Here is a 24,521-nt window from a genome sequence, read left to right on the forward strand (position 1 = left end):
CAACACCACCAACCCCTGTGGGAGCTGGCTCGCCAGCGATGGCGGCCTCACAGCCAACCACCCCCCAACTGACTACCCCCAATCCAAATGTAGGAGCTGCCGAAGGGTGCGATCTTTTGATCTTCAAAATCAAAGTCAAAAGATCGCAGCCTTCGGCAGCTCCTACAGGAATATCCGATCAGAAGGGATATATGTCACTCCAACGGCCCAATCACCTGCCGATACTTCTCCACACCCTGCGCCGTCCCCCGACTCAACCGAATCTCCAACCCCAACGGATCCTCCCGCCGATTCCCACTTAACTGCCGCCACCCTTTATCCACCTCCCAAACCCGCACCTGCACATCACTGACATCACTCAAAACAGCAACCCCATTCCCAGGCGCCGGCAGCGGATACCGACTCCGCGCCTCAGCCACCGCCCGATACAACGTGTCGCCCTTGACCCACCAGCGCACCCGCTGCAAAGCCCCCGGCTGATCCGCCGCCGTACGAATAATGTCCAGCCGAAACCCCTTACTGTCGCTACTGCGCACAGTCAGAGCGGGCGGGGCGCTCGGCGGCTCATCATCCACCCCAACCTTCTTCGGCTCGGTCAACTCAACCCCCGCGCGCATCTCCACATCCCGCTGCAACTGGTTCAGCGCGCGCAACAAACCGTCACTCTGCTCACTGCTCGCCTGCAAATGACTGTCCGCCCGCGTCACACTGTCCAGCCCCCGCCAGGCAATCAAACTCACCACCGCCATCAACAGAATCGCGACCATCACCTCAATCAGCGTAAACCCTTGCTGGCGCTTCATTGCAGGCTGATCCTTCCACTGCCATCACGCAGCACACTCAAGCGATTCAAGCCATCCGACAACGTCAATTGCAGCGGCGGATTAATCCACTCAGCGTTCAGCACAACCTTCTGTTTCGGCTCCACCCGCACCTCCATCTTCGGACTCTGCCAGGCACGCGGCCGCAACTGCAGATCCTGCGCGAAATGATCAAACCCCTTGCCACTGTCACTGCGCCGACTAAACCGAAACCCCTTGGCATCACTCACCCACACAATCGGCCGGCCATCGGCCCGAGCCTCCGCCTGCGCCACCTGCAGCAACTGCGCCACACGTTCGGCATCCTTGCGCAGCAACTGCAACGGATCGGGCTTGATACTCAGGCTGATCGCCGCACTGGCGATGCCGATGATCACCAGCACCACCATCAACTCGATCAGCGTAAAACCCTGTTGCCTGTTCATCGCGCGCGCGCTCCTTTGCGTCCTGCGCCATCGTGCACGGCCAACATGTAAGGCGTGTGAAATAAAACGGAGAGAATTGCCGCGTAGGCTGACAGCAGGGATAAAAAGGAGATTCAACCCATGACCTTCACCGCACGCATTTCCCCACCCCAAATGGTCCAGGCCCTCGCACTGCTCGCCGCGCTGGTAGGCGTGGCGACATGGTCGTCGCTGCTGCTGACCTCCGCCGAATCCCACACCCCGGCAGCGGCCCCGCAGTTGCTGGCAGCGCGCAGTGATAGCCCGGCGTTGCAGTGGTTTTCCAATCAAACGGCGCCGGTGGATATCAAGGTGAGCGGGGTGATGGCGGGGAGTCGGGGGGCGGTGGCGATACTGAGCCTGAACGATGGGCCGCCGAGGAGCTTTTTGCAGGGGGAGAAGGTGGGGCCTGGGGTGACGTTGGTGGCGGTGGAGGGGGATGGGGTGGTGATTGAGCAGGGTGGGGAGAGGGTGCGGTTGGGGGTGGAGAGGTTGGCTGAGGGGGTGGTTTTGCCTAGGTTAACGAGGCAGTAAGTGGGCTTGGTCATTTTGTTGTTTTAGTTTGGGTAGCGCATTTTGCACTAGTGGTTATGAGCCTTTTAGCTTTGGCCAGAGTCGGTTCAACGTGGATGTAATCTATCGGTCATAGACATACGGCTAAAAAATTCGTAGCCTCGGAGTAGGTTTTCTCGCTTTTACTCCATTGCGCGTGCTTTCGCTTCAATTAGTGAACTCATAAGCTTTTGAGGGGGCTCTGGACAATGAGTGGCGGAAGTTGTCACGTAAATTGTGTTGGGATTTATATACTAGAGGTGGCTGCGTGAGTTACTTTGGCGATTTTGAACGAGTTTTTATGCGTCGTAGCCTAGAACTTGTTGATACCTACAATGGTGAGTATGAAACTACGCAGCTATTGAATGGACTTATAGGGCTTTTGTTTTTTCCGCATGAAAAAATGCGGGAATTAATACCTGAAATCGCCCTCCAGGAATTGGTGTCTTGGGGGTTCAGTCCAGAGTGCATTGTAAATGCAGGTGTAGGCAAAGAGTTACAGGATTTGAATTTGAGTGAGGTAGTTCGACGCATGAGGAACGCTGTTGCGCATTGTAGAATAAGCCCCTTTCCAGATGATCACCGGTCGTGCGAAGGCTTCTGTTTCAAAGATGCAAATGGCTTTGAGGCAAAGATGCCAACAAATCAAATCAAAAACTTAATGAGGGGTTTGCTTGAGTATTTGTTGCGGCAATGAAGTATGGCTAATTCCTCGAGTTACTCGCTGTGTACGCTTGTGCGGCGTACAGCTGGCTGTTTATGGATTTTTATTGTGTTTGTTGTAGGGGTGATCATTGGAATATCTAGAGAGTCGAATTAAAGTGTTGCTTTCTCAAGCAAGGCAGCTTGAGATAAAAGTCGCGCAACACCAAGTTGACTGGGGAGTGTGGGAGCTTAAAGAAGAAACTGATATTCCACCTCAATATCTGCTCGATGGCGATGACGAATTTGTAAGTCCTTTCTATGGAATATTACAATCCATTTATTTGAGCGCTGTCTGTTACTTGGATACGCGAAACCTCGAACACTACTTAGGTGTTTTTTACAAGATATTTGGTCGTGATCCTTTGTGTCTTAATTATCGTGATAAATTTGAGATGGATCATTACTGGTCAGGAGAGCCTTACAGTGTTTTTCTAGCTAAGATGAATGTGTTTCTTTCGTCTTTTGAATTTATGGAGTCGAGCAGTGAGAAATACGACAGAGTCTCTGGGTTGCAGTACCTAGAGACGGTCCTTAAGAATACCGCTGTGATTATTTCCAAAAATAATCTCTCCCCAAAGACCGAGACTGAAGTATATAACGCAGTAAAGTCAACGCTTGGGTTTATTTTTACAAGCTCAAAATCGCCGAAAAGCAATTTCATAAAAACAGCTAAAGAGTATAAGCCGGATATTTTGATACCCGAGTTGTATGCGGCTGTGGAATATAAATATGCGGCGGACGAGCAAAAGCTTAAATCCACAATTGAGCAAATTGCTGCAGATGTCAAAGGGTATACGGGGGACAAGGATTATAGTGTTTTCTATGCCGTCTTTTATGCTACCGATGACTTTTGGGGGCAAGCTAAGTTTTCGAAGGTCTGGAATGAACAGGGGTTTCCGAAAAACTGGATACCTATTTACATAGTGGGGAGGTAGAAATCACAACTTTCAAAATATCTCTCTGGTTGTTTGAAAGCACTCAAAAAACAGTGCTGGTTTATTATTTAAAATAAATCAGCACCTTTTTATGGGCGCCCAGTTGATCGGTGCGCGCAGTGATAGCCCGCCCTTGCAGTTGTTGTCCTATCAGATCGTGTCTCATTATGTGGAGTTTGGCTTAGTATCTAAGTATTTATCCAATGAGAATTGATAGCCAGTTCGGACGCCGTCATGTGAAGTTTTCATCGGGTTTACCTATACAAAACGCCGATGATTGATACAGCATGCATAACTCTCCTAAGTCCATTGTGCTCACAGTCGATAGCAAGAATATCCGCCAAACCCAGTCCTCCAATAGACTCAAATTGGCGAAGGTGTTGCAGTGGTGCAGGTAGTTGGGCCCCGACTCGCTTGAATAGACTGGTGCCATCGTCGAGGTGCAAGGCAACATATTCGTCGAGATGAGCATCGAACTCGCCCAATGCAATGGCTGCACCGCCCAGTGCAATCTGACCAGGAAGCGCAAGGGGGATGGCGCTATCTTCTTTAATACGGTAAGCGGACTGGACTTTTTGGATCTGCGGAACTGCCGGTATCTGCACTGCCTCATTTTTGGAACTGGGCACGAAATCAAGGCTGCCGAAGAACATTCCTACAATTGAATGCAGCAGCACTTGATTTTCGTGCAGTAACTGCGTCGGAGGACTTCTTCGTGGATCAGGTGATTCGGCGGCTAGTGTAATAAGTTCTGAATGCTGCGGCTTCAGCAACCGGCGGGCAAAAACATCTTTCCCTGTACGTGCGATGACAATTTGGTGATCCGCTGGAGCGGATGCCTCTATCTCTACGATCGCCACGCTACCCTGTGGACCTGCGAACCCTAATGTGTTCGACCTGATATAAAAAAAGGCTTTGGACTTGAACCAGTCGGAATTAACTTCTTCAAATTCGACTTCCTGGGAGTCGCCGACCGAGGCACCTCTTACAAACGCTTTAAGGGAGGCTTGGATAAAAACCTTAAAATCCGGAACTTCGGCGGGGCATAAAGCCGGCAATTTCGTAGAAGGTATAGTTAATGGCTCGCGGCGGTTGAAGGTGCGGAACTCTTCATGCGCACGTTCTACACCCTTACGTAGCCGCTCGAGATGCTCTTTGATGTCGGACACGTCTTGTGGGCGAATTCTTTCCTTATCCCTGTGATGGGATTTGTTGAGCAGCGCCAGTGTTGGAGAGCCATCGTTTAGAGCGTGGTCGCCTACGAAGGATCTGATGACCGGGCTCTTGAACAATTCATTTGGAGGATTCTTGATCAAGCCGCGCAGTCGGCCCAGATGGTCACTGAGTGTGGGCGCGAAGCTCACCGTCGCGGCAGCAGGATACGCACGGTCATCGAAAAGATCTCCCATTCGACCCTCCAGAAATACACGACATTCTGAGAGATAATCTTGGGCCGTTCTTGCATCGTCTGGGTGAGCCCTGAACTGTTCAAATGCCGCTTGAACGGTGGTGATGCTGGGTGTCAGAAAGATGGTGCCGCGGGTGGCTGTAGCTGGATGTATATATTGATGGTTAAAAGTAACTGGCTTGCCTTGTAGGCGTCTAGCTACTGCTAAGGCGAAGCGAGTGTCATGCGTTGTGATGATTAATTGCGCGTTGGCTTTGTAGATTTCATATATAGCTTCAGCGAACCTATCGCGGTTATCTCCATCAAGCAGTTCTTGGGGATCATCCAGCAGAAGTAACTCCAAGCCTCCTCGTTCGCTGAGCATGTACTGCCAGTAGGCAAGGTAGAAGCCCAAGAGGCTTGCGCGTAGAGCTGAAGCGTTCGATACGTGCTGTGCTGGTGCGGCGAGCGTGTTAAATCCTACTAGCAGTTGCAACTCACCGCCGCCGCTCATTCGGGTATCCACTAGCTCCAAGCTGGTGGAAGGAAAAGCGCTGGAATAGATCTTTTTCCTCCAGGCTGTAGCGCTGCTGTGTAGTCTCTTTTGTAACAGCAGAACCTGCTGCTCGGCCAACTCACCGATTGTGACGCACTCTTTCAGCGCTTGGCTTGCTTCGCCGTAGGCCTTCAAGCGTTGCTCAAAACTCCGACGTCTCTTGAGTTCCAGCACCAGTCGCTTTTGCTTCACGGCGGCATCATCAACAGGTGCTATCGCAGCGACCACGGCTTGCAGCTTTTGTAGCAGTCCCATGAGTGAGCTTGGTGCTGTCTCACGCTCGGCGGTCGCTTCTTGGCCAATGACTTTCGCCATAAAGCTGTTCCTCGCGGACGTGGTATTCCTGCGCCATTCGGGATAGGTCAAAGCACGCTCAACGCGATAAATGAGTTTATTGAGCACTTTGAGCTCAGCACGTCCTTCTCCCAGCTCTGGCGACGCAGTAAAGTTAAATCCAGGAAAGGACCCTAAGCCATGGTCGCATGCCTCGGCAACGCTACGTTTAAGCGGCGCCAAGCTTCCGATGAAGGCTGGATCTAGAAATAACTCGTCTACCACCGCTTGTCGTAGCAGCGAAGTCGGGTTTTCTGGAAGGTCGCGTCTTGCCTCGGCAGCAATAGCGGGTGGGAGTCGTGTCGTTATTTCACCTACGACGTGATTTGCCCATGTAGTGAATGTTTGCCCTGCATAGTCCCCCTCCTTAGCCGCCCCACCTATATGGTCTTTAATTTTTTGCCCTGTGATGTCATCTAACGCGTCATCCAGACTATGGCCACAAACCGCGCAATTGTTTTCGTCGTGCAGGCCGGGATGTTCCCGTATCCAGGCCGCAACCCGCGCGTAAAGACGCACACGTGCGGCTTTGTTTGGCTCAGCAGCAATCTCAACCAGTTCTTCTGCTTCATTCCGCACTGCAGAGATGAAATCCCGAATGGGTGCGACTTCATCATTCGTGAGCTTGGTCAATCCTCCCAGTCGCGCAATTGAAGGCAGAGTACTCAGTTTGCCAACTGCGCTAAGTGCCGGTGCGATGCTCTTCACCAAGTCGCTTCTTTGCTTTTCATCCTGAGCATCGAATGCGTCACCTAATACTAGTTTCGCGTGCTCAAGTCCTGACGACTTGAGCGTTTCGAGCTGAGCCGCAAGGTCATCGAGCTTGGTCTCAAGGGTCGTATCATCTGAAGGAAGTGGAACGGCTTCTTCTTCAATAGCTAACGTGTTGCTATGGATCAGATCCATCAGGTCGCTGTGGGTGACTATGTAGGCTTCGTCCGATCCCTCTAGCTCGATTCTTTTGTTTTTTGAAAGGTCGCCATCAATTTTTTTCTTGGCTTTTTGGGCGTGGTTTGCCAATTGAACCAAAGGTGCCATACCAGTGAGTTCTGATACCGCCTTGCCTAGTGCTGAGGTAGAGCCGACCTGCACATAGGGCAGAATGCCGGGAATCGTCGTCCCAACCCGCGTGCTGATGGGATCAAGGCCCATTTCGTCCAAACCGGAAACTTCCTCCTTCAAGGCGTTGCGCACGCCGCGCTTCAGGCTTCGACGAACCTGGTAGCGCTGGCTATCTTGATCCTCAAATATCAACTCCACCCATGTGTCTACGGGGATCGCCTGGGTAGTCAACGGCTCCAGCGTCGGGTCGGGCAGAGGTACTACTGGTGGAGCTGTATGGGTAGCGTTTTCATTAACTTCAAAATCAAAATCCTTGCTGCCGGGCTCTGGGGCACGCTGTGGTCGTAAGACCTCCCCAGTTAACGCCCAGATGATGGCATTAATAAGAGATGTCTTGCCGCAACCGTTGTATCCCTCTAAGAGAGTCACACCACTTTTGACCTCAAAGATGAAGTCGTTTGGCTTAGCTTGGGAGGTTCCAGCATGATGGAGACCGGCGAACTGGTGCGCTCGGATCGACGCGAGGGAAAATCTGTTAAGAGAGTCGGATTGACTGGCATTGGCAGACGTGTGCTGGAGAGAGGGGGCGGCAAGAGCTGCATCGACTATAGCTTCCACATCTGCGGTTTGAACGTTAGCAGCCCATCGCGTTTTATTTTTTGTATACCACCAAAGCACACCACGTGACGCGCTCGATTTAAGCTGAAAGGTACCTCCATCATCGCCCACGCTAACGGATAAACCTGCCACTAGGTCTGCGCAAAGACTGTCCAGTGTATGTAGGTGCAGTGGGCGATTTGCTGTCGTCATGTCCTATTCTCTTTTTTAAGTACGCTGAGCATAGGCTTGGCAGTAGCCATGCGCCACTTGCAACTTATCTACGCGTTCTCAGTCGTCTTTTCCACCGAAGCGCCACTAGAGCGGCTTGAGCGGACGGATCTGTTTCAGGGCGGCGTTACGAAACGAGGCCTCGATAAACACCAATGTTTAAAAAGACATCTCCAGACACTCTCTCAGGCTACACACCCTTGCGCCTTTACCTACAGCTACGCCAGAATCCGCCGGCTTGTGCGCTTTGTACCTGGTCTTTATCGTCTACGTGTCGCTGGCAACCCAGCGACCGGGTTTAGCGACCTGACCAGGTATAAGTACAACGACGCTCCAGTTTGTCGCAGACGTTTGCGACGACGATATGGTGGCTGTGCGTGGGAGACCTTCGGGTCTGCCGGGTCTTATACCTCTCGGTTCGCTAACCCGCGTACAGCTGCCACCCTTACTTGTTTAGCGACAGGTGTTGGTGGTTCCACCAGGTATAAAAATGGAGCTTCACCATGATCAAACCAACACCCAACCCGCCCGAAACCGCCTCGGTTTCCCCCTACGAATCCATCGATTCCAAAAAACTCCACGAAGCCGCCGACCGCGCGCTCGACCATTACCTCTGTCCACCCGGTTCCACGCCGCCCCCACGTAAAAACCGTGGGATGTACGCCGTGACGGCGGACAACAAAACCGAAGAACTGCTGGTCGATGCCAGTGCAACACTCGCTTCGGCCAAAACCATCGCCCAGAACGTCTCCAGCCTGTTGCCGGCATCGCAGCGCCAGGCGCTGGCGGGGATTGCGCAGTTGATCATGCTCGGGGAGTTGGCGGTGAATCGGGCGCTGGATAATTTGCAATTGCCGGAGTGATGCGGGTGCCGGGATCACCTGGTGATTGATCGGGTGTTCATTCTGGCGCCTTCGCGAGCAAGCTCGCTCCCACAGGGTTTTATGCTGATTGCAGATGTTGTGTACGACGCTGATACCTGTGGGAGCAAACAGTGGCGACGGATCTATTTTCTGCCCCACCCAGTACCGCCATAAAACATTGATGATTTGAGCGCGGCTTCTGCGAGTCAGAAAACCGGATTTTCCCTACAACGAACACCGATCCATCCTGCATTCAAATCTGAGTCCGTTCGCCAAAGTCCTGCGTTTTCAGAACGGGACACGGACGTGACCAGACTCATCCCACAAAGCGAGTTCCATGGTCAGCGAGAGCAGATCCTCGATGCCTACGAAGCCATGGAACATTTCCGACAGGCTATATCGCCCGGACGACTTGCCCGGATTCGACGACTTGTTAAACGCCATGGGCCTGCATCGTTCCAACTACATGCAAGGCGCGAATGAGCAAAAACTCATCGATGCTCTGCGTAACGGTGATTGGGCAACGGGAAAACTCGTGTGTGTGCTTGTGGTCGGTGCGGCAGGGTCCGTGGAGACAGGAACAAAGATGACGGAGCTAGGAGAGTTATTGGGGCAAGAAATTCATGAGTATTCCGAGTAATGGAAATCACCAGCACAGTATTTGCCTGGGCATGTGGGGCGCAGATCATGATGGGCGTGATCAACTGCGCAATGATTTTCTACGCCGTTTATACAAAACTCGATGCTCTGGAAAAACACTTTGCTGAGTGGCTGTATCTATCCATGGACTGTGGTTCATCAGGGGGAAGTTTTTACTCGAGAACTCAGCGGATGACCGCTGTCAGCCGGCTGATTACATCCAAGAGTATCCAAGGGCAGGAACCCTTGTTGATTGACGCCGTTCAACGCCTTCCCAGAGGACTCAGGTTTTGGGCGACGAGTCCATTTCATGTCGGCTATTTCGTGTGCGGTGCATCGTGGGTGGTTTGGCTTTATGGGAAATACAGAGGTTTTTTGTAATGGATGGGGCAAAAAAAGACAATCAGTCCTTCGGTGAGGTTGTTTACGAAGACTCTCCTTTCATGCCAAAAACCCAACTACTTCCACCCCCGGCGCCACAAGAATGAAAAAGCTTTTGATCGCAGCAATCCTCGCCGTAGTGACCATGCTCTACGTTGGCTATTACGAAGCCCTTGAGGACGGTGACATCGAGACGATTGTCTTCATCAAGAAGCACCCCACGTTTCAGATGAAGTTTCACAACATCCACGCCAACGATGGAGAGATCAGGAAGGTAGAGCGCCTTACAGCAGAGGAGCGGGGATGGATTATCGACTACTGCAGATATCGCTTGGGAATAGATACAGACCTGAAAACCCAGGATGACATTGAGATGTGCCGCAAAAAATAGAGCTGCTCATGTGGCCGAGGTTGTCAGTAACTGCTGACCGGTTTGGCCATTTTCCTACGTCTATTGGGATAAGAGGACGGATCTGTTGCGGGTACGTGACGGAATGAGGTCTCGTTAAACGCGAACGTTTAAAAACATCTCCAGACACTCTCGCAGGCTACACATCCTTGCGCCTTTGCCTACAGCTACGCCAGAATCCGCCGGCTTGTGCGCCTTGGGGGCGGGTTCTATTGTGGTGCGGTCGCTGACGAATCAGCGATCGGGTTTAGCGACTCGGCTCAAGTTGAAGGTGCATCAGCGTTCCAGGCTTCGTTGCGGATCTGTATGTCTGCAATTTCGTTATGGTGGCTGTATGCGGGAGACCTTTCGAGGTCTACCGGGTGCCTTTGACCGGTTCGCTAACCTGCGTACAGCCGCCACCCCTCCTGTTTAGCGACAGGAATTGGCAGCTTCACTTCAAAGGAGCTTCACCATGATCAAACCAACACCCAACCCGCCCGAAACCGTCTCGCTTTCCCCCTACGAATCCATCGATTCCAGAAAACTCCACGAAGCCGCCGACCGCGCGCTCGATCATTACCTCTGTCCACCCGGTTCCACGCCGCCGCCACGCAAAAACCGTGGGATGTACGCCGTCACTGCCGACAACAAAAACGAAGAACTGCTGACGGATGCCAGCGAAACGCTCGCTTCGGCCAAAACCATTGCGCAGAACGTTGCCAGTCTGTTGCCGGCGTCGCAGCGTCGGGCGTTGTTGGGGATCGCGCAGTTGATCATGCTCGGGGAGTTGGCGGTGAATCGGGCGCTGGATAATTTGCAATTGCCGGAGTGATGCGGGTGTCCGGTACATCTGGTGATTGATTGGGTGTCCGTTCTGGCGCCTTCGCGAGCAGGCTCACTCCTACAGGGGTTTGTGTGGGTCATTGATGTTGTGTCTGGCGCTGAAACCTTTGGGAACTGGGTCTGAGATATTTGTTTGGGAGCTGTTGGAGGCTCGGGCCGCGGTCGGATGATCTTTTGTTTTTGATTTGGAAAACAAGATCAAAAGATCGCAGCCTTCGGCAGCTCCTACATGGGGGAAAGAGGCGGATTTATTTTTGAAGAATAGAGAAGGGGCACCGTATCAAGATGTGCCTAGTCGCTCGAATCAACGGCTTTACCGTTAGCCCGGACATAATAATTATCGAATTCACCGCTTTCGACGAACTCGAAGCCATGGCGAGTGTAAAAGCGATTTGAAGCGCTTTCCTTGAGAGCACCCACCTTGATGGGGCGCCCGATCTCATCAGCCTCTCTGAAAATCCGAGTAAGCACTTCAGAGCCGATTCCTGCTCCTTGAGCACTGGGTATCACATACAAGTGGTCAAGCAGCAGCTCGCTCTGCTGGTCTTTGATTACGACAAAACCGACCAGATCACCTGAGACTTCTATGCGGCGTGTGCTGTTAGCGTCGAACCCAGCAAGAAATCGTTCGCGCGCACGATCCGGGTTAAATCGTCCAAGCCGTTCAAGGCTTTCGCGCATGGCCTCAATCCTGATGGCTACCAGATCTTCCAGGTCGTTATTGGACGCTGCGCATAAAACGACAGCGGAGTTTTGATCAGCGGAGGCTGGCATGACAGGCACTCTAAACATGGCTGGTCGGTGATTATAGAGAACAGAATCCGCATAACCACTACTGCCTCGGTTCAGGGGAGGCGATGGCTCCTTGTCAGCTTCAGGGGGATGTGTTCGCCGGACGCTTACGTCTGTTGAGGCAAGGGGATGGATCGGTGGTGGGGGCCGAGACGCAATGAAGATTCCGATAGATATGCGGGGGGCGGGATCACCGGGTGATTGAGCGGTGTTGGTTCTGGCGCTTTCGCGAGCAGGCTCACTCCTACAGGGGGTTGGGTTGGGCACGGATATTTTGTTCGGCTGAGGTGGGGGGGGCGACCATCTCCCTCATGGGTGATGGTCGACGTATTGTGCGAATTAGAAATTCGGGGTGTAGGAGAAACCTTGCGATGCTTCGGTATCGGAGAACGGTATTACCGGCGATTTCTTGTTGAACAGGCCGTTGACGACGGAGCCTGGGAACATTTCGATGGAGTTGTTGAACAGTTCGACGTTGCGGTTGTAGATGGTGATGGCCGCGCCGACGTTTTCTTGTTGTTCGGTAATTTCGCGCATCATGTTGTTCGCCGATTCGGATGCTTTCAGGTCAGGGTAAGCCTCGAAGGTGACGCGCAAGCCGCCCATCAGCTCTCGTGAGGCGGTTTCTACTGTCGCGAGGGCATTGCCGTCCGCTCCAGCAGGCAGGCTGTGGATCGCGCTGCGCAGGCCGGCGATTTTTTCGAGGAGGCTGGACTCGAAGACCATGAAGTCTGCGAGCACTTTTTGCAATTGGTCGAGCACTTTTGTCTTCTGGCGTTCGTAAACGAGGACGTCCGACCAGGCACGTTGGACTCGGTTGTGACCGCCAACAATGCCGTTGTAGATGACGACGCCCGCTACGATGATGACTACAGCGATAACAATGGCGAGGGTGAGTGTAGTGTCCATGTCTTACTTCTCTTGGCGGCTTGTTAGGGGAGAGGCGGCAAAGTTGTCATCGTGCAGTTCACCGAGTGCATGGCTCCATTGGAGTGCAGACACCAGGCCCGGCAGTTCGACACCCGCAGCAATTTCTGCGTAAAACTCGTTGGGTGAAGACAGCGAATATTGAGTACCAAACGTGAGCAGGTCGCTGTTGGCGAAGCTGAGGCAGAGTTTTCCACTGTCGGCGAACTCCAGGTTCGGAACCTTGAGTACGTTGAATACCTTCAACAAGTGCAGCACCGTCGAAGGTTTGATGAACTTCGCACAGGTCATCTCGCTGCGCCCGGTCAAACGGAACGCTTTATTAAAATCCGGAGACGCCGTGTCCATGCGGCTCGGGTAGTCGTTTTGTGATTGCCCGTCAGTTCTGACCGATACGCCGGTGACCCACGGAAAGTCGATGACCAGACTGTAGCGGTCGTAGTGGTCATACACCACTCGAGTCTCTGTTTTAGTGCCTCCCTTGCCGTCGTTAACGGTGGTTTTTACCTTTCGTTTGTCGACGTAGTGCAGGCGGTGGTACTCGTAAGCGAGGTTGTGCAACGGGCCGGTAAATACACCCTGCATCGACTGCAGCAATTCGCGGCTGTAGTTGCCCCGCCGGTAATCAGCAAATTGCGCATCCAACGTGCTGAGGGTATAGCGCGGGTCTTCTGCCAGGCGGGTCAATCCGTTGTGGAAGTAGGATGACAGGCGAGCGATTCTGCTACTGAGTGAAGGCAAGCGATCAGATTTGGTCTTCATCCATGCCAGACTTCCACCGGTAGAAACGATGCCGAGCACACCAAGGATCACGGGGAACAAGTCGGGGTCAATTTGCAGACGGTAAAAAAAAGAAGCGACGGTGTAGGTGTTCGCATACTTGGGAAAGGCTACAGCGCTCGCGATCAATAGCAGGCCCGCGCCGAAAAACCACCATGCGCGTGTGAAACTGAATTTGAGCGGGCCGTTGTATGAGACGAACTCTTGGATCGTCTTCAATAGGTCGGCATTGGATTGAGCCGTGGCAAGACTGGCTTCGCTGTCAGCCAGCAACTTGTTTAATTTCGCGTTCTGCGATGTGTTGGCCATGTCAGGTATCCATTGATTCAGGGATGCCTGATGCGCGAGCAACGGCCTGGATTGAGGATTTGGCTTTGTTCATAAACTGTCAGAAATGTTGAAAAGGAGTGGACGATACCATTGTTGTGCCATCACTGCTTCTGGCGGATAGCAGGCATTGGCAATGGTCGAGCATTGCGACAGGCAATCCCCTGTTAAAGCGAAGCACACGCGCTGTTTCCGCTGCCCAAGATATTCATGTAGGAGCTGCCGAAGGCTGCGATCTTTTGATTTTGCCTTTTAAAAGCCAGATCAAAAGATCGCAGCCTTCGGCAGCTCCTACAGGGGGTGGGTGAGTAGGGTTTCGAGTTTTGCCAGGGGCGGGGCGTCTTGGTTGCGGTCGAATACCTGGATGCCGATTTTTAGCAATCGACCATGTTCTGCCGACGCGATCACTTGTTCACACCGCAACAACAACCGCCCCTGATCACACTCCTGCGATTTCATACCCATCGGCAACTTACCTTCCAGGCGCAGCTCGGCCATGCGGCTTTGCGCCGCCAGCATTGCAACCGAGCGATCCCGCAGAATCCCGCTGCTCTGCGTCATCAACCCCGCCACGCGCACAGCCGCCGACATCGCCACGGCAATAATCGCCAGCGCCACCAGCACTTCAATCAGGGTGAAACCTGCTTCCCGCGAACGCGCACGCATAAACCGCCCAAAACCAAAACCCAGCCGTCGACGCTAACCCCCGTGCTTGACGGCTTGACGACGAAAACACCCGAGGATTTTCAACATCACTGACATATCTTCTTGCAACACTGCGCGTCGAATCGAATCAAGCCAGGGATTGTCGAGATGGATATCGCACCTTTCAAATCGCTTCAGCAACCGTTGCGCACGCCGCGTGGGCAGCAGGGTTTTACCCTGATCGAGATCATGGTGGTCGTGGTGATTCTGGGGATTTTGGCAGCGATGGTGGTGCCCAAGGTCCTCGACCGGCCGGATCAGGCGCGGGCGACGGCGGCGAAGCAGGACATTGGTGGGTTGATGCAGGCGTTGAAGTTGTATCGCCTCGATCACGGCACTTACCCGAGCATGAATCAGGGGCTGAAGGTGTTGGTGGAGCGGCCGGCGGATGCGAAGAACAGCAATTGGCGCTCGTACCTGGAGCGCTTGCCGAACGATCCGTGGGGGCGTCCTTATCAATACCTCAACCCCGGCGCCAATGGCGAGATCGACATTTTTTCCCTCGGTGCCGACGGTCAGCCTGACGGCGACGGCGTGAATGCCGATATCGGTTCCTGGCAGTTGTAAGGCCGGCCATGAACAGCCGCTCGCCTGAGGGGGCGAAGCAACAGGGTATGGCGATTATCAGCGCGTTGTTGATTGCGGCCGTGGTGGCGGTGATTGCGGCGGGCATGTTGACGCGCCAGAGCGTGTCGACCCGTGCGCTGGAGGCGGATCAGCAGCGTGTGCAGGGGCGTTGGCTGGTGCAGGGCGGGTTGGAGATCAGCCGACAATTGCTCTGGGACGACCGTCAGCGCGATCCGTTGACCCGGCTCGATCAGCCGTGGGCGCAGCGTCTCTCCGCGCAAGGTTTTGAGGGGAGGCTGGAGGATGAGCAGGGCAAGTTCAACCTGCGCAATCTGGTGGCCAACGAGCGGGTTGATGAGGCGCAGGTCGCGGCGTTTCAGCGCTTGTGCGAGTTGATCGGGGTCAGTGCCGGGTTGAGTCAGCGCATCAGTCAGCGAGTGATCGCTTCGTACCCGCGACTGCTGAATCCGCAGATTACCGAGGCGCCGAAAAGCGGCTTCGACAGCGGCCGCGCAACGTCGCCCAACGCTTCACGCAAACCGCAGAATCCGACAATGCCGATGCTGCGCAGCCTTGATGATTTGCGCAGCCTGGACGGCGTGAATGAGGCGGTGATGGGCAAACTGGCGCCGTACCTGACGGTGATTCCGGCGACGACCTGGCTCAATGGCAACACCGCCACCGCGCCGGTGTTGGCCGCGTATGTGCCGGGGCTGTCGCTGGAGCGTGCCAATGCGTTGATTGCCGAGCGTGATGCCGGGCGCTGGTTTATCAACCGTGGCGATTTCGTTAACCGCTTGCGCATGCCGCAACTGGAGTTGACCAACGTCAAGGTCGGCATCACCAGTGACTGGTTTCGCCTGCGCGGCGAGGCGCGGCGCGATCAGCGGCGGGTCAGTCTTGAGGCGTTGTTGCATCGCAGCGAGGACCGCTTGCCGCAAGTGATCTGGTCGCGGGTGGGCGTATGAGCCAGTTGAAAGTGGCGTTGCCGCCCCTGGCGAAGCTGGATCTGCACAGTCAATTGCACTGTGCCTGGCTGGATCGACAGGGCCAGGTCACGCGGGAAGAACGCCATAGTCTGAGCCAGTTGAGTCAGCAGTCGAAACTGCCACCGCTGGTGTGTTTTCTGCACCCGGCTGACAGCCTGTTGGCGAGTCTCGATTTACCGCCGTTGCCCGCCAACAAGATTGTCGCGGCGGTGCAGTGTGCGGCGCAGGCGTTGATGCTGGGCGACAGCAGCGAGATGCACATCGCGCACAGCTCGCGGGACGAGGCCGGGCAGGTGCAGATCGCCTGGGCGCCTCGGCAACAGTTGTTGGGGTTTGGTCAGTTGCTGAAAAGTGCTGGGCTGAACCTGCGCGGTCTCTACCCGGCGCCGTATTGTTTGCCGGTGCTGCCCGGCACCGTTGCTTGCGTGCAGGACGGACATTTATTGCTGCGTGACAGTGTGCAAGGGGCGCGGGTGCAGCCGTTGTTTGATGACGGCCTCGATGGTGTTGTTTGGGAACCGGGTGCGACTCCTCACTGGATCGGCGATCAACCGCCGCCGGGCGCCGAATTGCCGATGAGTGATGTGCAGCGCTGGACCGGGCCGTTGCCCGGTTGGGGGCTGCACGGCGCGGTGCAAACGCAGAACACCGAGCATCGCGGTTGGGGCCGAGCCATTGGGTTTTCGGCTTTGGCCGTGGCGGTGTGGGTGATCGGTTTGAACCTGTATGCCGCTCGCGAAGCTGGACAGGGTCAGCAGTTGAAAACCCAGATGAACTTGCGGGTAAAGCAGGCCTTCCCTGAGTTGCCGGTGATCCTCAACCCGTTGCAACAAGCGCGACAGCAACTGGCGGCGCGGCAGAAGGGCGCGGCGGATGATCCGGCGCAGACTTTTAATCGGCTGGTGTTGCAGGCGGGCAGCGGCATGCCGTCGATGGCCGGCAGTGTCGAGCGGCTGGCGTTTGTCGACGGCACCTTGCAACTGAGTTTACTCACCGACGCTCGTCGTGGCGGCAATGATCAGGATTGGCAAAGCACTTTGGCCCAGGCCGGTATCAGCGTGACGGCAGATGACGAGGGCTGGACTTTGCGTCCGGCCACTGAAGCCACCCCAAGCGAGAGCGATGACAGCGGCGGAGCAGAAGAAGATGAATAAGGCCTCGCTCGCGCTCCACCGCGCCAAGTGGCAACGCTTTAACGCTCAGGTGCAGGCCCGTTGGCAGCCGTTGGCGTTGCGTGAAAAACGCATGGTCGCCGGCATGGCCGTTGCGCTGATCGGCTTGTTGCTGTGGGTTGCGCTGATCCAGCCGCCGCTGAAGAAAATCACTTATTGGCAAACCGAAACGCCAAAGCTGCGTGCGCAGACCGAAGCGCTGGAGGTGCTGTTGCGTGAAGTCAGCGTGCGCCCGGACGGGCAAAACGTGGCGCAGTCGCTGGAGCAGACTCTGCAAGCCAGCGGCCTGGCCGGGCACTATCAATTGCAGGCCGGGGAGGCCGGTGCCTGGCAGTTGACCTTCGACGCGGCGCCGGCCGACGCCGTGCTCGACTGGCTGTTGAACAACCCGGCACAACTTTCTCTGCAAGTGGTCGAGGCCCGTTTGCAACGCGCAGACACCCCCTCGACCGAAGTCACTGCCGGCACTTTGTCAGGCACCGTTCGCATGGATCAGGCGCTGGGCGCTAAGGAAGCTTCATGAAGGGGTCAGGATCCAAACCGGCACATCTGGCGTTGCCGATGCTGCTGATGGCGTTGAGCGCGTGCAGCAACACCACCACACCGCAGAACCAGCCGCCATTGCTGGTCGACAGTGAACTGGGCCGGCCGTTGGCCAACACCCAGCGCAGCGGCGACGCGGTGCTCGACCGCGAACGCGCGCAGGCCCAGGCGCGACCGGTGCCGAAGCAATTGCACAACATCTCCAAAAGTGCGCGCAGTGGGGCGGCGGCGTCTTCGGGCATTGCGTTGCCGAGTAATCCTTTGGGCGATCAACCGGTGACGCTGAATTTTGTCGACGCGGATATTCAAGCGGTGGTGCGGGCGTTGTCGCGTTCCACCGGGCAGCAGTTTTTGGTCGATCCTCGGGTGAAGGGGACGTTGACGCTGGTGTCCGAAGGTCAGGTGCCTGCGCGGCAGGCTTACGACATGCTGCTGGCGGCGCTGCGCATGCAGGGTTTCAGTGTGGTTGATGTCGGCGGTGTGGCGCAGGTGGTGCCGGAGGCGGATGCGAAACTGTTGGGTGGGCCGATTTACAGCGCTGACAAACCGGCGGGCAATGGCATGCTCACGCGCACCTTCCGTCTGCAATACGAGAACGCGGTGAACCTGATTCCGGTGCTGCGGCCGATCGTTTCGCCGAACAATCCGATCAACGCCTATCCGGGCAACAACACCATCGTCATCACTGATTACTCTGAGAACCTGACCCGCGTTGCGCAGTTGATTGCGAGCATTGATTCGCCGAGTGCGATTGACACGGATGTGGTGCAGATCCAGAACGGTATCGCTGCTGACATTGCGCCGATGGTCGCGGACTTGCTCGATGCGCCGGGCAATGATCCGACGCAGAAAATCGCGGTAATCGGTGATCCGCGTTCCAACACCATCATCATTCGTGCCGGCAGTCCGGAGCGTACGGAACTGGCGCGTAATCTGATTTACAAGCTTGATAACGCGCAGAGCAATCCGAGCAATCTGCATGTGGTTTACCTGCGTAATGCGCAGGCGACGAAACTGGCGCAGGCGTTGCGGGGTTTGCTGACTGGCGAGAGTGACAGTGGCACCAGTGACAGTGCGCGTTCGGTGCTCAGTGCGATGGGTGGCAGCACCGGTGGCAGCGCTGGGCAGAATGGTCAGAGTAGTACGCAAAGCAGCGGCTCAACATCGACTAACAGCAGCGGCAGCACGGGCGGCAGTTACGCGCAGGGCAGCGGTGGCAGCGGTGGCAGCGCAACCGGTAGCGGCGGGTCGCAGAACAGCGAACAGAACGTGGCGTTCAGTGCCGGCGGCGTGACCATTCAGGCTGACGCCACCACAAACACCTTGCTGATTTCCGCGCCGGAGCCGTTGTATCGCAACTTGCGTGAGGTGATTGATCTGCTCGACCAGCGTCGTGCGCAAGTGGTGATCGAAAGCCTGATCGTCGAAGTCGGCGAGGACGATGCCAGTGAATTTGGTGTGCAGTGGCAGACCGGCAATCTCGGCGGTAACGGCGTGATTGGCGGGGCAAATCTGGGTGGTTCTGGCATCAACGTCAACGGCAAGACCAGCATCGACGTGTTGCCGCAGGGTTTGAACCTGGGCTACGTCAACGGCACCGTGGATATCCCCGGTATTGGCAAGATTCTCGACCTGAAAGTGCTGGCCCGGGCGTTGAAGAGCAAGGGCGGCACCAATGTGTTGTCGACGCCGAACCTGCTAACGCTGGACAACGAAGCGGCGAGTATTTTCGTCGGTCAGACCATCCCGTTTGTCAGCGGCAGTTACGTGACTGGCGGCGGGGGCACCAGCAATAACCCGTTCCAGACGGTGACCCGTGAAGAGGTCGGCTTGAAGCTCAACGTGCGCCCGCAGATTTCCGAGGGCGGCACGGTGAAGCTCGATATCTATCAGGAAGTCAGCAGCATTGATGAACGCGCCTCGAACAGTGCGGCGTCGGCGGGGATTGTCACCAACAAACGCGCGATTGATACCAGCATTCTGCTGGATGACGGGCAGATCATGGTCCTCGGCGGCTTGCTGCAGGACGGTTACAGCCAGAGCAATGATGCAGTGCCATGGCTGGGCAGTCTGCCGGGAATCGGCGCGCTGTTTCGCAATGAACGCCGGGCGATCACCAAGACCAACCTGATGGTGTTCCTGCGCCCGTACATCATTCGCGACAGCGAAGCGGGGCGCAGCATCACCCTCAATCGCTACGACTTCATGCGCCGCGCCCAGGGCGGTTTGCAGCCGGAACGCAGCTGGGCGATGCCGGACATGCAGGCGCCGCAGTTGCCGACGGCGGCACAGGGCGTGCCGGCGATGGCGCCCACCTCAGGCCCACGCGCCACGATCAAAGCCGTGCCAATCGAAGGGAGCACGCGCTTTTGAAACCGACCCTCAATCTGAAACCCACTCCTGTGGTGAGGGGATTCATCCCCGATGGGTTGCGAAGCAGCCCCAAAACCTGCAACCACATTTTTTCAGACATACCGAGTGTTTCGGGTTTGCGACTGCTGCGCAGCCGATCGGGGATGAATCCCCTCGCCACAGGGGACCGGATTGCCAAAGCAATCGAGTGCAACACCGGACCTGTAGGAGCTGCCGAAGGCTGCGATCTGTTGATCTGGATTTTCGACGGACCCAAGGGGCCAAAGATCAAAAGATCGCAGCCTTCGGCAGCTCCTACATGGGGTCGGCGGGTGGGCAATGCCACAGGGGATCTGGAGGGTTTGAGATGAGTGTGTTGCCTTACGCCTGGGCCAAGGCGCAGCGGATTTTGTTGTGTGATGGGGTGTTGACGGTGTGTCCGTCGACGCCGGGCTGGTCGATCAGTGAGGCGCGGCGGCAGTTTGCTGCGACCACGATTCAGCGGGTGCGCGATGATGAGCTGGATGGTTTGCTGGCCGCCGCTTACGCCGACACCGGCAGTGCGGCGGCGGTGGTCGGGGCGGCGGAGAACGAAGTTGATCTGGATCGGCTGATGCAGGACATGCCGGAAATCACCGACCTGCTCGACACTCAGGACGGCGCGCCGGTGATTCGCATGATCAACGCCTTGCTCACGCAAGCGGCGCGTGATGAAGCCAGCGACATTCACATCGAACCGTTCGAAAGCCATTCGGTGGTGCGCTACCGCGTCGATGGCACGCTGCGCGATGTAGTCTCGCCGCGCAAGGCGTTGCACGGTGCGCTGGTGTCGCGGATCAAGATCATGGCGCAGCTCGACATCGCCGAAAAACGCCTGCCACAGGACGGTCGCATTGCCTTGCGCGTGGCCGGGCGGCCGATCGACATTCGTGTTTCAACGGTGCCGACCGGGCATGGCGAAAGGGTGGTGATGCGTCTGCTCGACAAACAGGCCGGGCGTCTGCATCTGGAAACGTTGGGCATGGATGCGCAAGTATTGGCCAAACTCGATCACCTGATCCGCCAGCCCCACGGCATCGTGCTGGTCACCGGCCCGACCGGCAGCGGCAAAACCACCAGCCTCTACGCCGCACTCGCACGGCTCGATGCGAGCACCAGCAACATTCTCACCGTTGAAGACCCGGTGGAATACGACCTCCCGGGCATCAGCCAGATTCAGGTCAACGCCAAGATCGACATGACCTTTGCCCTGGCGTTGCGGGCGATCCTGCGCCAAGACCCGGACATCATCATGATCGGCGAAATCCGCGATCTCGAAACCGCACAAATCGCCGTGCAGGCGTCGCTGACCGGGCATTTGGTGTTGGCAACCTTGCACACCAACGACGCGGTGTCGGCGGTCAACCGTTTGATCGACATGGGCGTCGAACCGTTTCTGCTGGCCTCATCGATGCTCGGGGTGCTCGCGCAAAGATTGGTGCGGCGCCTGTGCAATCAGTGCAAGCAAGAAGACCCAACGGCACCGGACACCTGGCGCCCGGTGGGTTGCCCGGCGTGCAATCAAACCGGTTACAGCGGCCGCACCGGCATACACGAATTGTTCTGCATCGACGACGACATCCGCACCCTGATCCATCAAGGGGCAGGGGAGCAGGCCTTACGCGCCTCAGCGGCCAAAGCCGGGATGTTCAGCCTGCGTGAGGACGGCGAACGCTGGATCCGCAGCGGCGCCACCGCCCCTGAAGAAATCTTGCGTGTGACACGGGACGCCTGATGAATCGCTATCGTTTTGAAGCTGCTGATGCCACTGGCAAGATCGAATCCGGACACCTTGAGGCGGACAGCCAGAGCGCCGCTTTCACAACATTACGCGGGCGCGGGTTGACCGCGTTATCGGTGCACAAGGAGAGCAATGTCGCCAGCCATGGTGGCGGTGGACTGTTCAGCGCCAAGCTTTCGGACAACGATCTGGCCTGGGCCACGCGGCAATTGGCGAGTCTGCTCGGCGCCAGTCTGCCGCTGGAAGCTGCACTCAGCGCCACAGTCGAACAGGCCGAGAAAAAACACATCGCCCACACCCTCAGTGCCGTTCGTGCAGATGTGCGCAGCGGCATGCGTCTGGCGGAGTCGTTGGCGGCAAGGCCACGGGACTTTCCCGAGATCTACCGCGCGCTGATTGCGGCGGGGGAGGAGTCCGGCGATCTGGCGCAGGTCATGGAGCGGCTCGCGGATTACATCGAGGAGCGCAACAACCTGCGCGGCAAGATTCTCACCGCGTTCATCTATCCGGGCGTGGTTGGTCTGGTATCGATCGGTATCGTGATTTTCCTGCTCAGTTATGTGGTGCCGCAGGTGGTCAGCGCGTTTTCCCAGGCGCGGCAGGATTTGCCGGGGCTGACCTTGGCGATGCTAAACGCCAGTGATTTCATAAGGGCGTGGGGCTGGTTGTGTGCGGCGATCATCGCCGGCGCGTTCTGGAGCTGGCGCCTGTATCTGCGCAATCCAGCGGCACGCTTGAGTTGGCATCATCGGGTGCTGAAACTGCCGTTATTCGGGCGATTCATCCTCGGCCTGAACACTGCGCGTTTTGCCTCGACCCTGGCGATTCTCGGCGGCGCCGGGGTGCCGTTGTTGCGGGCGCTGGAAGCGGCGCGGCAGACCTTGTCCAATGACCGCTTGAGTTTGAGTGTCACAGAGGCCACGGCCAAGGTGCGTGAAGGCGTCAACCTGGCGGCAGCGTTGCGTGTGGAAAACGTATTCCCTCCGGTGTTGATTCACCTGATCGCCAGCGGCGAAAAAACCGGGTCGCTGCCACCCATGCTTGAGCGCGCAGCGCAAACTCTGTCGCGGGATATCGAACGGCGAGCAATGGGCATGACTGCATTGCTGGAGCCACTGATGATTGTGGTGATGGGTGGGGTGGTGCTGGTGATTGTGATGGCGGTGTTGTTGCCGATCATTGAGATCAATCAATTGGTGCAGTAGATGTCTGCTGTTTTGTGGGTGTCTGGTCGGGCCTCATCGCGAGCAGGCTCACTCCTACATTTGGAATGCGTTCCCTTGTAGGAGTGAGCCTGCTCGCGATGAGGTCAGCTCGGGCAAAGAATCTGTAAAACTTTTTCACCGCATCTGACCATCACCCGACCCTCGATTCCCCCATCCTCGGGTTCTCCTTTCTGTCATCTGCAACCACCCGCCAACGGCTCCAGCCCGATTCCGCCAAACCCCTGATCCAGACCCTTCGCCGGCCCCAACAATCACCCGAGAAAATCCCTTCGGAAACACCTCGCAGCTCCCGAGGTTTTTTCCTTTATCTGTCACCGGAAGCTGCGAATTTCTCAGTGCGACTTCACCACGGCCAGCGCCAGCGAGGGCCCGGTGAGTCTTCCCAGTGTCATGCAAGCAACCCCGAAAACCTGTGTTCACAAACCAGTTGAAAAGGAGATTCTTCATGTTCAAGCGCACTCTGATCGCCGCCTCCCTGACCGTCGCCGCTCTGGCTTCCGCGCAAGCCATGGCCGTTACCGGTGGTGGTGCAACGCTGCCTGCCGCTCTGTACAAAGGTTCTGCCGACAGCATCCTGCCAGCCAACTTCAGCTACGCCGCCATCGGTAGCGGCGGTGGCAAGACTGCTTTCCTGAAGAACAACCCGGCTGGTTTCGGCACCACCGGCACCGTGCACTTCGCCGGTAGCGACTCGATCCTCAGCGCTTCGGAACTCAGCACCTACAACACCGACTTCGGTGCTTCGTACGGCCCGCTGATCCAACTGCCTTCGGTGGCCACTTCGGTTGCCATCCCTTACAAAAAATCCGGCCAGACTGCTCTGAACCTGACCAGCGCTCAGCTGTGCGATGCTTTCTCCGGCGCTAAAACCACTTGGGGCGCTCTGCTGGGCACGGCTGACACCACCCCGATCCGCGTGGTTTATCGCAACGTTTCCAGCGGTACTACGGAAATCCTCACCCGTCACCTGAACTCGGTTTGCTCGAGTCAGTTCGTGACCAACTCGACCTTCACTGCCGCTCGCGTCGGTGGCGGCGCTCTGCCTACTGGCTGGGTCGGCGTTGCCAACACTTCTGATGTTGCCACTGCCGTTAACGCGGTTGATGGCTCCATCGGTTATGTCGGTCCGGACGGTGTCGACGCTACCAGCAACGCTGTCGTTGCTCGCGTAAACGGCGTTCAGCCAACGTCGGCCAACGTCACGCTGGCACTGTTGTCGGCGTCCGCGCCTTCGACTGCAGCCCAGGCCGCAAACCCTGCCAACTGGTCGCCAGTGGTGCCTAACCCGACTTCCGGTTACAAACTGGCTGCTTACACCAACTTCATCTTCGGCCAGTGCTACAAGGATGCAGCCGTGGCCGCTGACGTTAAAGCGTTCCTGACCACCCACTACAGCAACCCGGGCAATAACGCCGCGACTCAGGCTCACAAATTCGTCGCTGTGCCTACCGCCTGGAAAACCGCTGTAACCGCCAACTTCATCACCAACTCGTCGGGCAACAACCTGGACATCAACAACGCCAGCGTCTGCAACGCTATCGGTCGTCCTTAAGCTCAGACTGCCGTAACACAAATGACGGCAACCTTCGGGTTGCCGTCATTTTTTTTGCCCGACTACTCCT

23 protein-coding genes are annotated in these 24,521 nt (G+C 56.4%); 15 read left to right on the forward strand and 8 right to left on the reverse strand.

Annotation, left to right across the window (positions count from 1 at the left end; all coding sequences use genetic code 11):
* Positions 1 to 194 precede the first annotated feature (194 nt).
* Positions 195 to 803 carry a prepilin-type N-terminal cleavage/methylation domain-containing protein gene (locus ACQ4MY_RS11505; protein ID WP_008087982.1) on the reverse strand — a complete coding sequence of 203 codons (609 nt, stop codon included), beginning with the start codon at positions 801 to 803 and terminating at the stop codon, positions 195 to 197.
* Positions 800 to 1,246, reverse strand: a complete 447-nt coding sequence (gspH, locus tag ACQ4MY_RS11510) for a type II secretion system minor pseudopilin GspH (protein WP_440095156.1) — start codon at positions 1,244 to 1,246, stop codon at positions 800 to 802. Before gspH ends, ACQ4MY_RS11505 begins: the two co-directional genes overlap by 4 nt.
* Before the next feature lie 120 nt (positions 1,247 to 1,366).
* Between gspH and ACQ4MY_RS11515 the strand changes: the two genes are divergently transcribed.
* The 3 genes from ACQ4MY_RS11515 to ACQ4MY_RS11525 all read left to right on the forward strand — a co-directional run bounded on the left by ACQ4MY_RS11515 (position 1,367) and on the right by ACQ4MY_RS11525 (position 3,456).
* Complete coding sequence (locus ACQ4MY_RS11515; RefSeq protein WP_440095158.1) at positions 1,367 to 1,798, forward strand: type II secretion system protein N; 432 nt, start codon at positions 1,367 to 1,369, stop codon at positions 1,796 to 1,798.
* A 286-nt stretch (positions 1,799 to 2,084) separates the two neighbouring features.
* On the forward strand, positions 2,085 to 2,513 hold the full coding sequence (locus tag ACQ4MY_RS11520; RefSeq protein WP_440095160.1) for a HEPN family nuclease: 429 nt from the start codon (positions 2,085 to 2,087) through the stop codon (positions 2,511 to 2,513).
* Between the two features lie 97 nt (positions 2,514 to 2,610).
* Positions 2,611 to 3,456 carry a hypothetical protein gene (locus ACQ4MY_RS11525; RefSeq protein ID WP_440095162.1) on the forward strand — a complete coding sequence of 282 codons (846 nt, stop codon included), beginning with the start codon at positions 2,611 to 2,613 and terminating at the stop codon, positions 3,454 to 3,456.
* A gap of 254 nt (positions 3,457 to 3,710) precedes the next feature.
* Here ACQ4MY_RS11525 and ACQ4MY_RS11530 read toward each other — a convergent pair whose 3' ends face one another.
* A complete protein-coding gene (locus ACQ4MY_RS11530; RefSeq protein WP_440095164.1) occupies positions 3,711 to 7,604 on the reverse strand; it encodes an AAA family ATPase in 3,894 nt (1,297 codons plus the stop codon).
* Positions 7,605 to 8,125: 521 nt separating this feature from the next.
* Between ACQ4MY_RS11530 and ACQ4MY_RS11535 the strand changes: the two genes are divergently transcribed.
* Positions 8,126 to 8,485 carry a DUF6124 family protein gene (locus tag ACQ4MY_RS11535; RefSeq protein WP_099758868.1) on the forward strand — a complete coding sequence of 120 codons (360 nt, stop codon included), beginning with the start codon at positions 8,126 to 8,128 and terminating at the stop codon, positions 8,483 to 8,485.
* Between the two features lie 288 nt (positions 8,486 to 8,773).
* On the opposite strand, the gene ACQ4MY_RS11540 is transcribed toward ACQ4MY_RS11535, so the two are convergent.
* On the reverse strand, positions 8,774 to 8,929 hold the full coding sequence (locus tag ACQ4MY_RS11540; protein ID WP_440095166.1) for a hypothetical protein: 156 nt from the start codon (positions 8,927 to 8,929) through the stop codon (positions 8,774 to 8,776).
* A 195-nt stretch (positions 8,930 to 9,124) separates the two neighbouring features.
* Between ACQ4MY_RS11540 and ACQ4MY_RS11545 the strand changes: the two genes are divergently transcribed.
* From ACQ4MY_RS11545 to ACQ4MY_RS11555, 3 genes are all read left to right on the forward strand, one after another.
* Complete coding sequence (locus tag ACQ4MY_RS11545) at positions 9,125 to 9,505, forward strand: hypothetical protein (protein WP_440095168.1); 381 nt, start codon at positions 9,125 to 9,127, stop codon at positions 9,503 to 9,505.
* A gap of 103 nt (positions 9,506 to 9,608) precedes the next feature.
* Positions 9,609 to 9,896, forward strand: a complete 288-nt coding sequence (locus ACQ4MY_RS11550) for a hypothetical protein (protein ID WP_440095170.1) — start codon at positions 9,609 to 9,611, stop codon at positions 9,894 to 9,896.
* Positions 9,897 to 10,368: 472 nt separating this feature from the next.
* Positions 10,369 to 10,728, forward strand: coding sequence for a DUF6124 family protein (locus ACQ4MY_RS11555; protein ID WP_158830392.1), 360 nt, complete (start codon positions 10,369 to 10,371; stop codon positions 10,726 to 10,728).
* 302 nt (positions 10,729 to 11,030) lie between these two features.
* Here the strand turns inward: ACQ4MY_RS11555 and ACQ4MY_RS11560 are convergent, their stop codons facing one another.
* The 4 genes from ACQ4MY_RS11560 to gspI all read right to left on the reverse strand — a co-directional run bounded on the left by ACQ4MY_RS11560 (position 11,031) and on the right by gspI (position 14,231).
* Complete coding sequence (locus ACQ4MY_RS11560) at positions 11,031 to 11,513, reverse strand: GNAT family N-acetyltransferase (RefSeq protein WP_440095173.1); 483 nt, start codon at positions 11,511 to 11,513, stop codon at positions 11,031 to 11,033.
* 357 nt (positions 11,514 to 11,870) lie between these two features.
* The gene (locus ACQ4MY_RS11565) at positions 11,871 to 12,440 is read right to left on the reverse strand and encodes a LemA family protein (RefSeq protein WP_320328059.1); all 570 of its coding nucleotides are present in this window, start codon (positions 12,438 to 12,440) and stop codon (positions 11,871 to 11,873) included.
* A gap of 3 nt (positions 12,441 to 12,443) precedes the next feature.
* Positions 12,444 to 13,547: a hypothetical protein gene (locus ACQ4MY_RS11570; RefSeq protein WP_440095175.1), complete on the reverse strand. Its 1,104-nt coding sequence runs from the start codon at positions 13,545 to 13,547 to the stop codon at positions 12,444 to 12,446.
* Between the two features lie 309 nt (positions 13,548 to 13,856).
* A complete protein-coding gene (gspI, locus tag ACQ4MY_RS11575; protein ID WP_440095177.1) occupies positions 13,857 to 14,231 on the reverse strand; it encodes a type II secretion system minor pseudopilin GspI in 375 nt (124 codons plus the stop codon).
* A gap of 147 nt (positions 14,232 to 14,378) precedes the next feature.
* On the opposite strand from gspI, the gene gspG reads away from it, so the two are divergent.
* The 8 genes from gspG (at position 14,379) to ACQ4MY_RS11615 (ending at position 24,451) form a co-directional block, all read left to right on the forward strand.
* Entirely contained in the window at positions 14,379 to 14,837 is a 459-nt protein-coding gene (gene gspG, locus ACQ4MY_RS11580; RefSeq protein ID WP_007918211.1) for a type II secretion system major pseudopilin GspG, read from the forward strand.
* Between the two features lie 8 nt (positions 14,838 to 14,845).
* Positions 14,846 to 15,805, forward strand: a complete 960-nt coding sequence (gene gspK / locus ACQ4MY_RS11585) for a type II secretion system minor pseudopilin GspK (RefSeq protein WP_440095180.1) — start codon at positions 14,846 to 14,848, stop codon at positions 15,803 to 15,805.
* Entirely contained in the window at positions 15,802 to 16,980 is a 1,179-nt protein-coding gene (gspL, locus tag ACQ4MY_RS11590; RefSeq protein ID WP_440095182.1) for a type II secretion system protein GspL, read from the forward strand. Before gspK ends, gspL begins: the two co-directional genes overlap by 4 nt.
* Positions 16,973 to 17,521 carry a type II secretion system protein GspM gene (gspM, locus tag ACQ4MY_RS11595; protein WP_440095184.1) on the forward strand — a complete coding sequence of 183 codons (549 nt, stop codon included), beginning with the start codon at positions 16,973 to 16,975 and terminating at the stop codon, positions 17,519 to 17,521. Before gspL ends, gspM begins: the two co-directional genes overlap by 8 nt.
* Positions 17,518 to 19,914, forward strand: a complete 2,397-nt coding sequence (gene gspD, locus ACQ4MY_RS11600) for a type II secretion system secretin GspD (protein WP_440095186.1) — start codon at positions 17,518 to 17,520, stop codon at positions 19,912 to 19,914. Before gspM ends, gspD begins: the two co-directional genes overlap by 4 nt.
* A gap of 346 nt (positions 19,915 to 20,260) precedes the next feature.
* On the forward strand, positions 20,261 to 21,667 hold the full coding sequence (gene gspE, locus ACQ4MY_RS11605) for a type II secretion system ATPase GspE (RefSeq protein ID WP_440095188.1): 1,407 nt from the start codon (positions 20,261 to 20,263) through the stop codon (positions 21,665 to 21,667).
* Positions 21,667 to 22,878 carry a type II secretion system inner membrane protein GspF gene (gspF, locus tag ACQ4MY_RS11610; protein ID WP_440095190.1) on the forward strand — a complete coding sequence of 404 codons (1,212 nt, stop codon included), beginning with the start codon at positions 21,667 to 21,669 and terminating at the stop codon, positions 22,876 to 22,878. The genes gspE and gspF overlap by 1 nt, the downstream gene beginning before the upstream one ends.
* Before the next feature lie 466 nt (positions 22,879 to 23,344).
* Positions 23,345 to 24,451, forward strand: a complete 1,107-nt coding sequence (locus tag ACQ4MY_RS11615) for a substrate-binding domain-containing protein (protein ID WP_440095192.1) — start codon at positions 23,345 to 23,347, stop codon at positions 24,449 to 24,451.
* The last annotated feature ends 70 nt before the right edge of the window (positions 24,452 to 24,521 follow it).

Origin of the sequence: Pseudomonas sp. SM4, assembly GCF_051913165.1 — a bacterium.
Lineage (GTDB): Bacteria > Pseudomonadota > Gammaproteobacteria > Pseudomonadales > Pseudomonadaceae > Aquipseudomonas.

What these genes read in the sequence shown, in the direction of transcription:
- ACQ4MY_RS11505 (WP_008087982.1), bottom strand. Translation starts at nt 803, where the DNA reads ATGAAGCGCCAGCAAGGGTTTACGCTGATTGAGGTGATGGTCGCGATT.
- gspH (WP_440095156.1), bottom strand. Translation starts at nt 1,246, where the DNA reads ATGAACAGGCAACAGGGTTTTACGCTGATCGAGTTGATGGTGGTGCTG.
- ACQ4MY_RS11515 (WP_440095158.1), top strand. Translation starts at nt 1,367, where the DNA reads ATGACCTTCACCGCACGCATTTCCCCACCCCAAATGGTCCAGGCCCTC.
- ACQ4MY_RS11530 (WP_440095164.1), bottom strand. Translation starts at nt 7,604, where the DNA reads ATGACGACAGCAAATCGCCCACTGCACCTACATACACTGGACAGTCTT.
- ACQ4MY_RS11535 (WP_099758868.1), top strand. Translation starts at nt 8,126, where the DNA reads ATGATCAAACCAACACCCAACCCGCCCGAAACCGCCTCGGTTTCCCCC.
- ACQ4MY_RS11540 (WP_440095166.1), bottom strand. Translation starts at nt 8,929, where the DNA reads ATGGCGTTTAACAAGTCGTCGAATCCGGGCAAGTCGTCCGGGCGATAT.
- ACQ4MY_RS11545 (WP_440095168.1), top strand. Translation starts at nt 9,125, where the DNA reads ATGGAAATCACCAGCACAGTATTTGCCTGGGCATGTGGGGCGCAGATC.
- ACQ4MY_RS11550 (WP_440095170.1), top strand. Translation starts at nt 9,609, where the DNA reads ATGAAAAAGCTTTTGATCGCAGCAATCCTCGCCGTAGTGACCATGCTC.
- ACQ4MY_RS11555 (WP_158830392.1), top strand. Translation starts at nt 10,369, where the DNA reads ATGATCAAACCAACACCCAACCCGCCCGAAACCGTCTCGCTTTCCCCC.
- ACQ4MY_RS11560 (WP_440095173.1), bottom strand. Translation starts at nt 11,513, where the DNA reads ATGCCAGCCTCCGCTGATCAAAACTCCGCTGTCGTTTTATGCGCAGCG.
- ACQ4MY_RS11565 (WP_320328059.1), bottom strand. Translation starts at nt 12,440, where the DNA reads ATGGACACTACACTCACCCTCGCCATTGTTATCGCTGTAGTCATCATC.
- ACQ4MY_RS11570 (WP_440095175.1), bottom strand. Translation starts at nt 13,547, where the DNA reads ATGGCCAACACATCGCAGAACGCGAAATTAAACAAGTTGCTGGCTGAC.
- gspI (WP_440095177.1), bottom strand. Translation starts at nt 14,231, where the DNA reads ATGCGTGCGCGTTCGCGGGAAGCAGGTTTCACCCTGATTGAAGTGCTG.
- gspG (WP_007918211.1), top strand. Translation starts at nt 14,379, where the DNA reads ATGGATATCGCACCTTTCAAATCGCTTCAGCAACCGTTGCGCACGCCG.
- gspK (WP_440095180.1), top strand. Translation starts at nt 14,846, where the DNA reads ATGAACAGCCGCTCGCCTGAGGGGGCGAAGCAACAGGGTATGGCGATT.
- gspL (WP_440095182.1), top strand. Translation starts at nt 15,802, where the DNA reads ATGAGCCAGTTGAAAGTGGCGTTGCCGCCCCTGGCGAAGCTGGATCTG.
- gspM (WP_440095184.1), top strand. Translation starts at nt 16,973, where the DNA reads ATGAATAAGGCCTCGCTCGCGCTCCACCGCGCCAAGTGGCAACGCTTT.
- gspD (WP_440095186.1), top strand. Translation starts at nt 17,518, where the DNA reads ATGAAGGGGTCAGGATCCAAACCGGCACATCTGGCGTTGCCGATGCTG.
- gspE (WP_440095188.1), top strand. Translation starts at nt 20,261, where the DNA reads ATGAGTGTGTTGCCTTACGCCTGGGCCAAGGCGCAGCGGATTTTGTTG.
- gspF (WP_440095190.1), top strand. Translation starts at nt 21,667, where the DNA reads ATGAATCGCTATCGTTTTGAAGCTGCTGATGCCACTGGCAAGATCGAA.
- ACQ4MY_RS11615 (WP_440095192.1), top strand. Translation starts at nt 23,345, where the DNA reads ATGTTCAAGCGCACTCTGATCGCCGCCTCCCTGACCGTCGCCGCTCTG.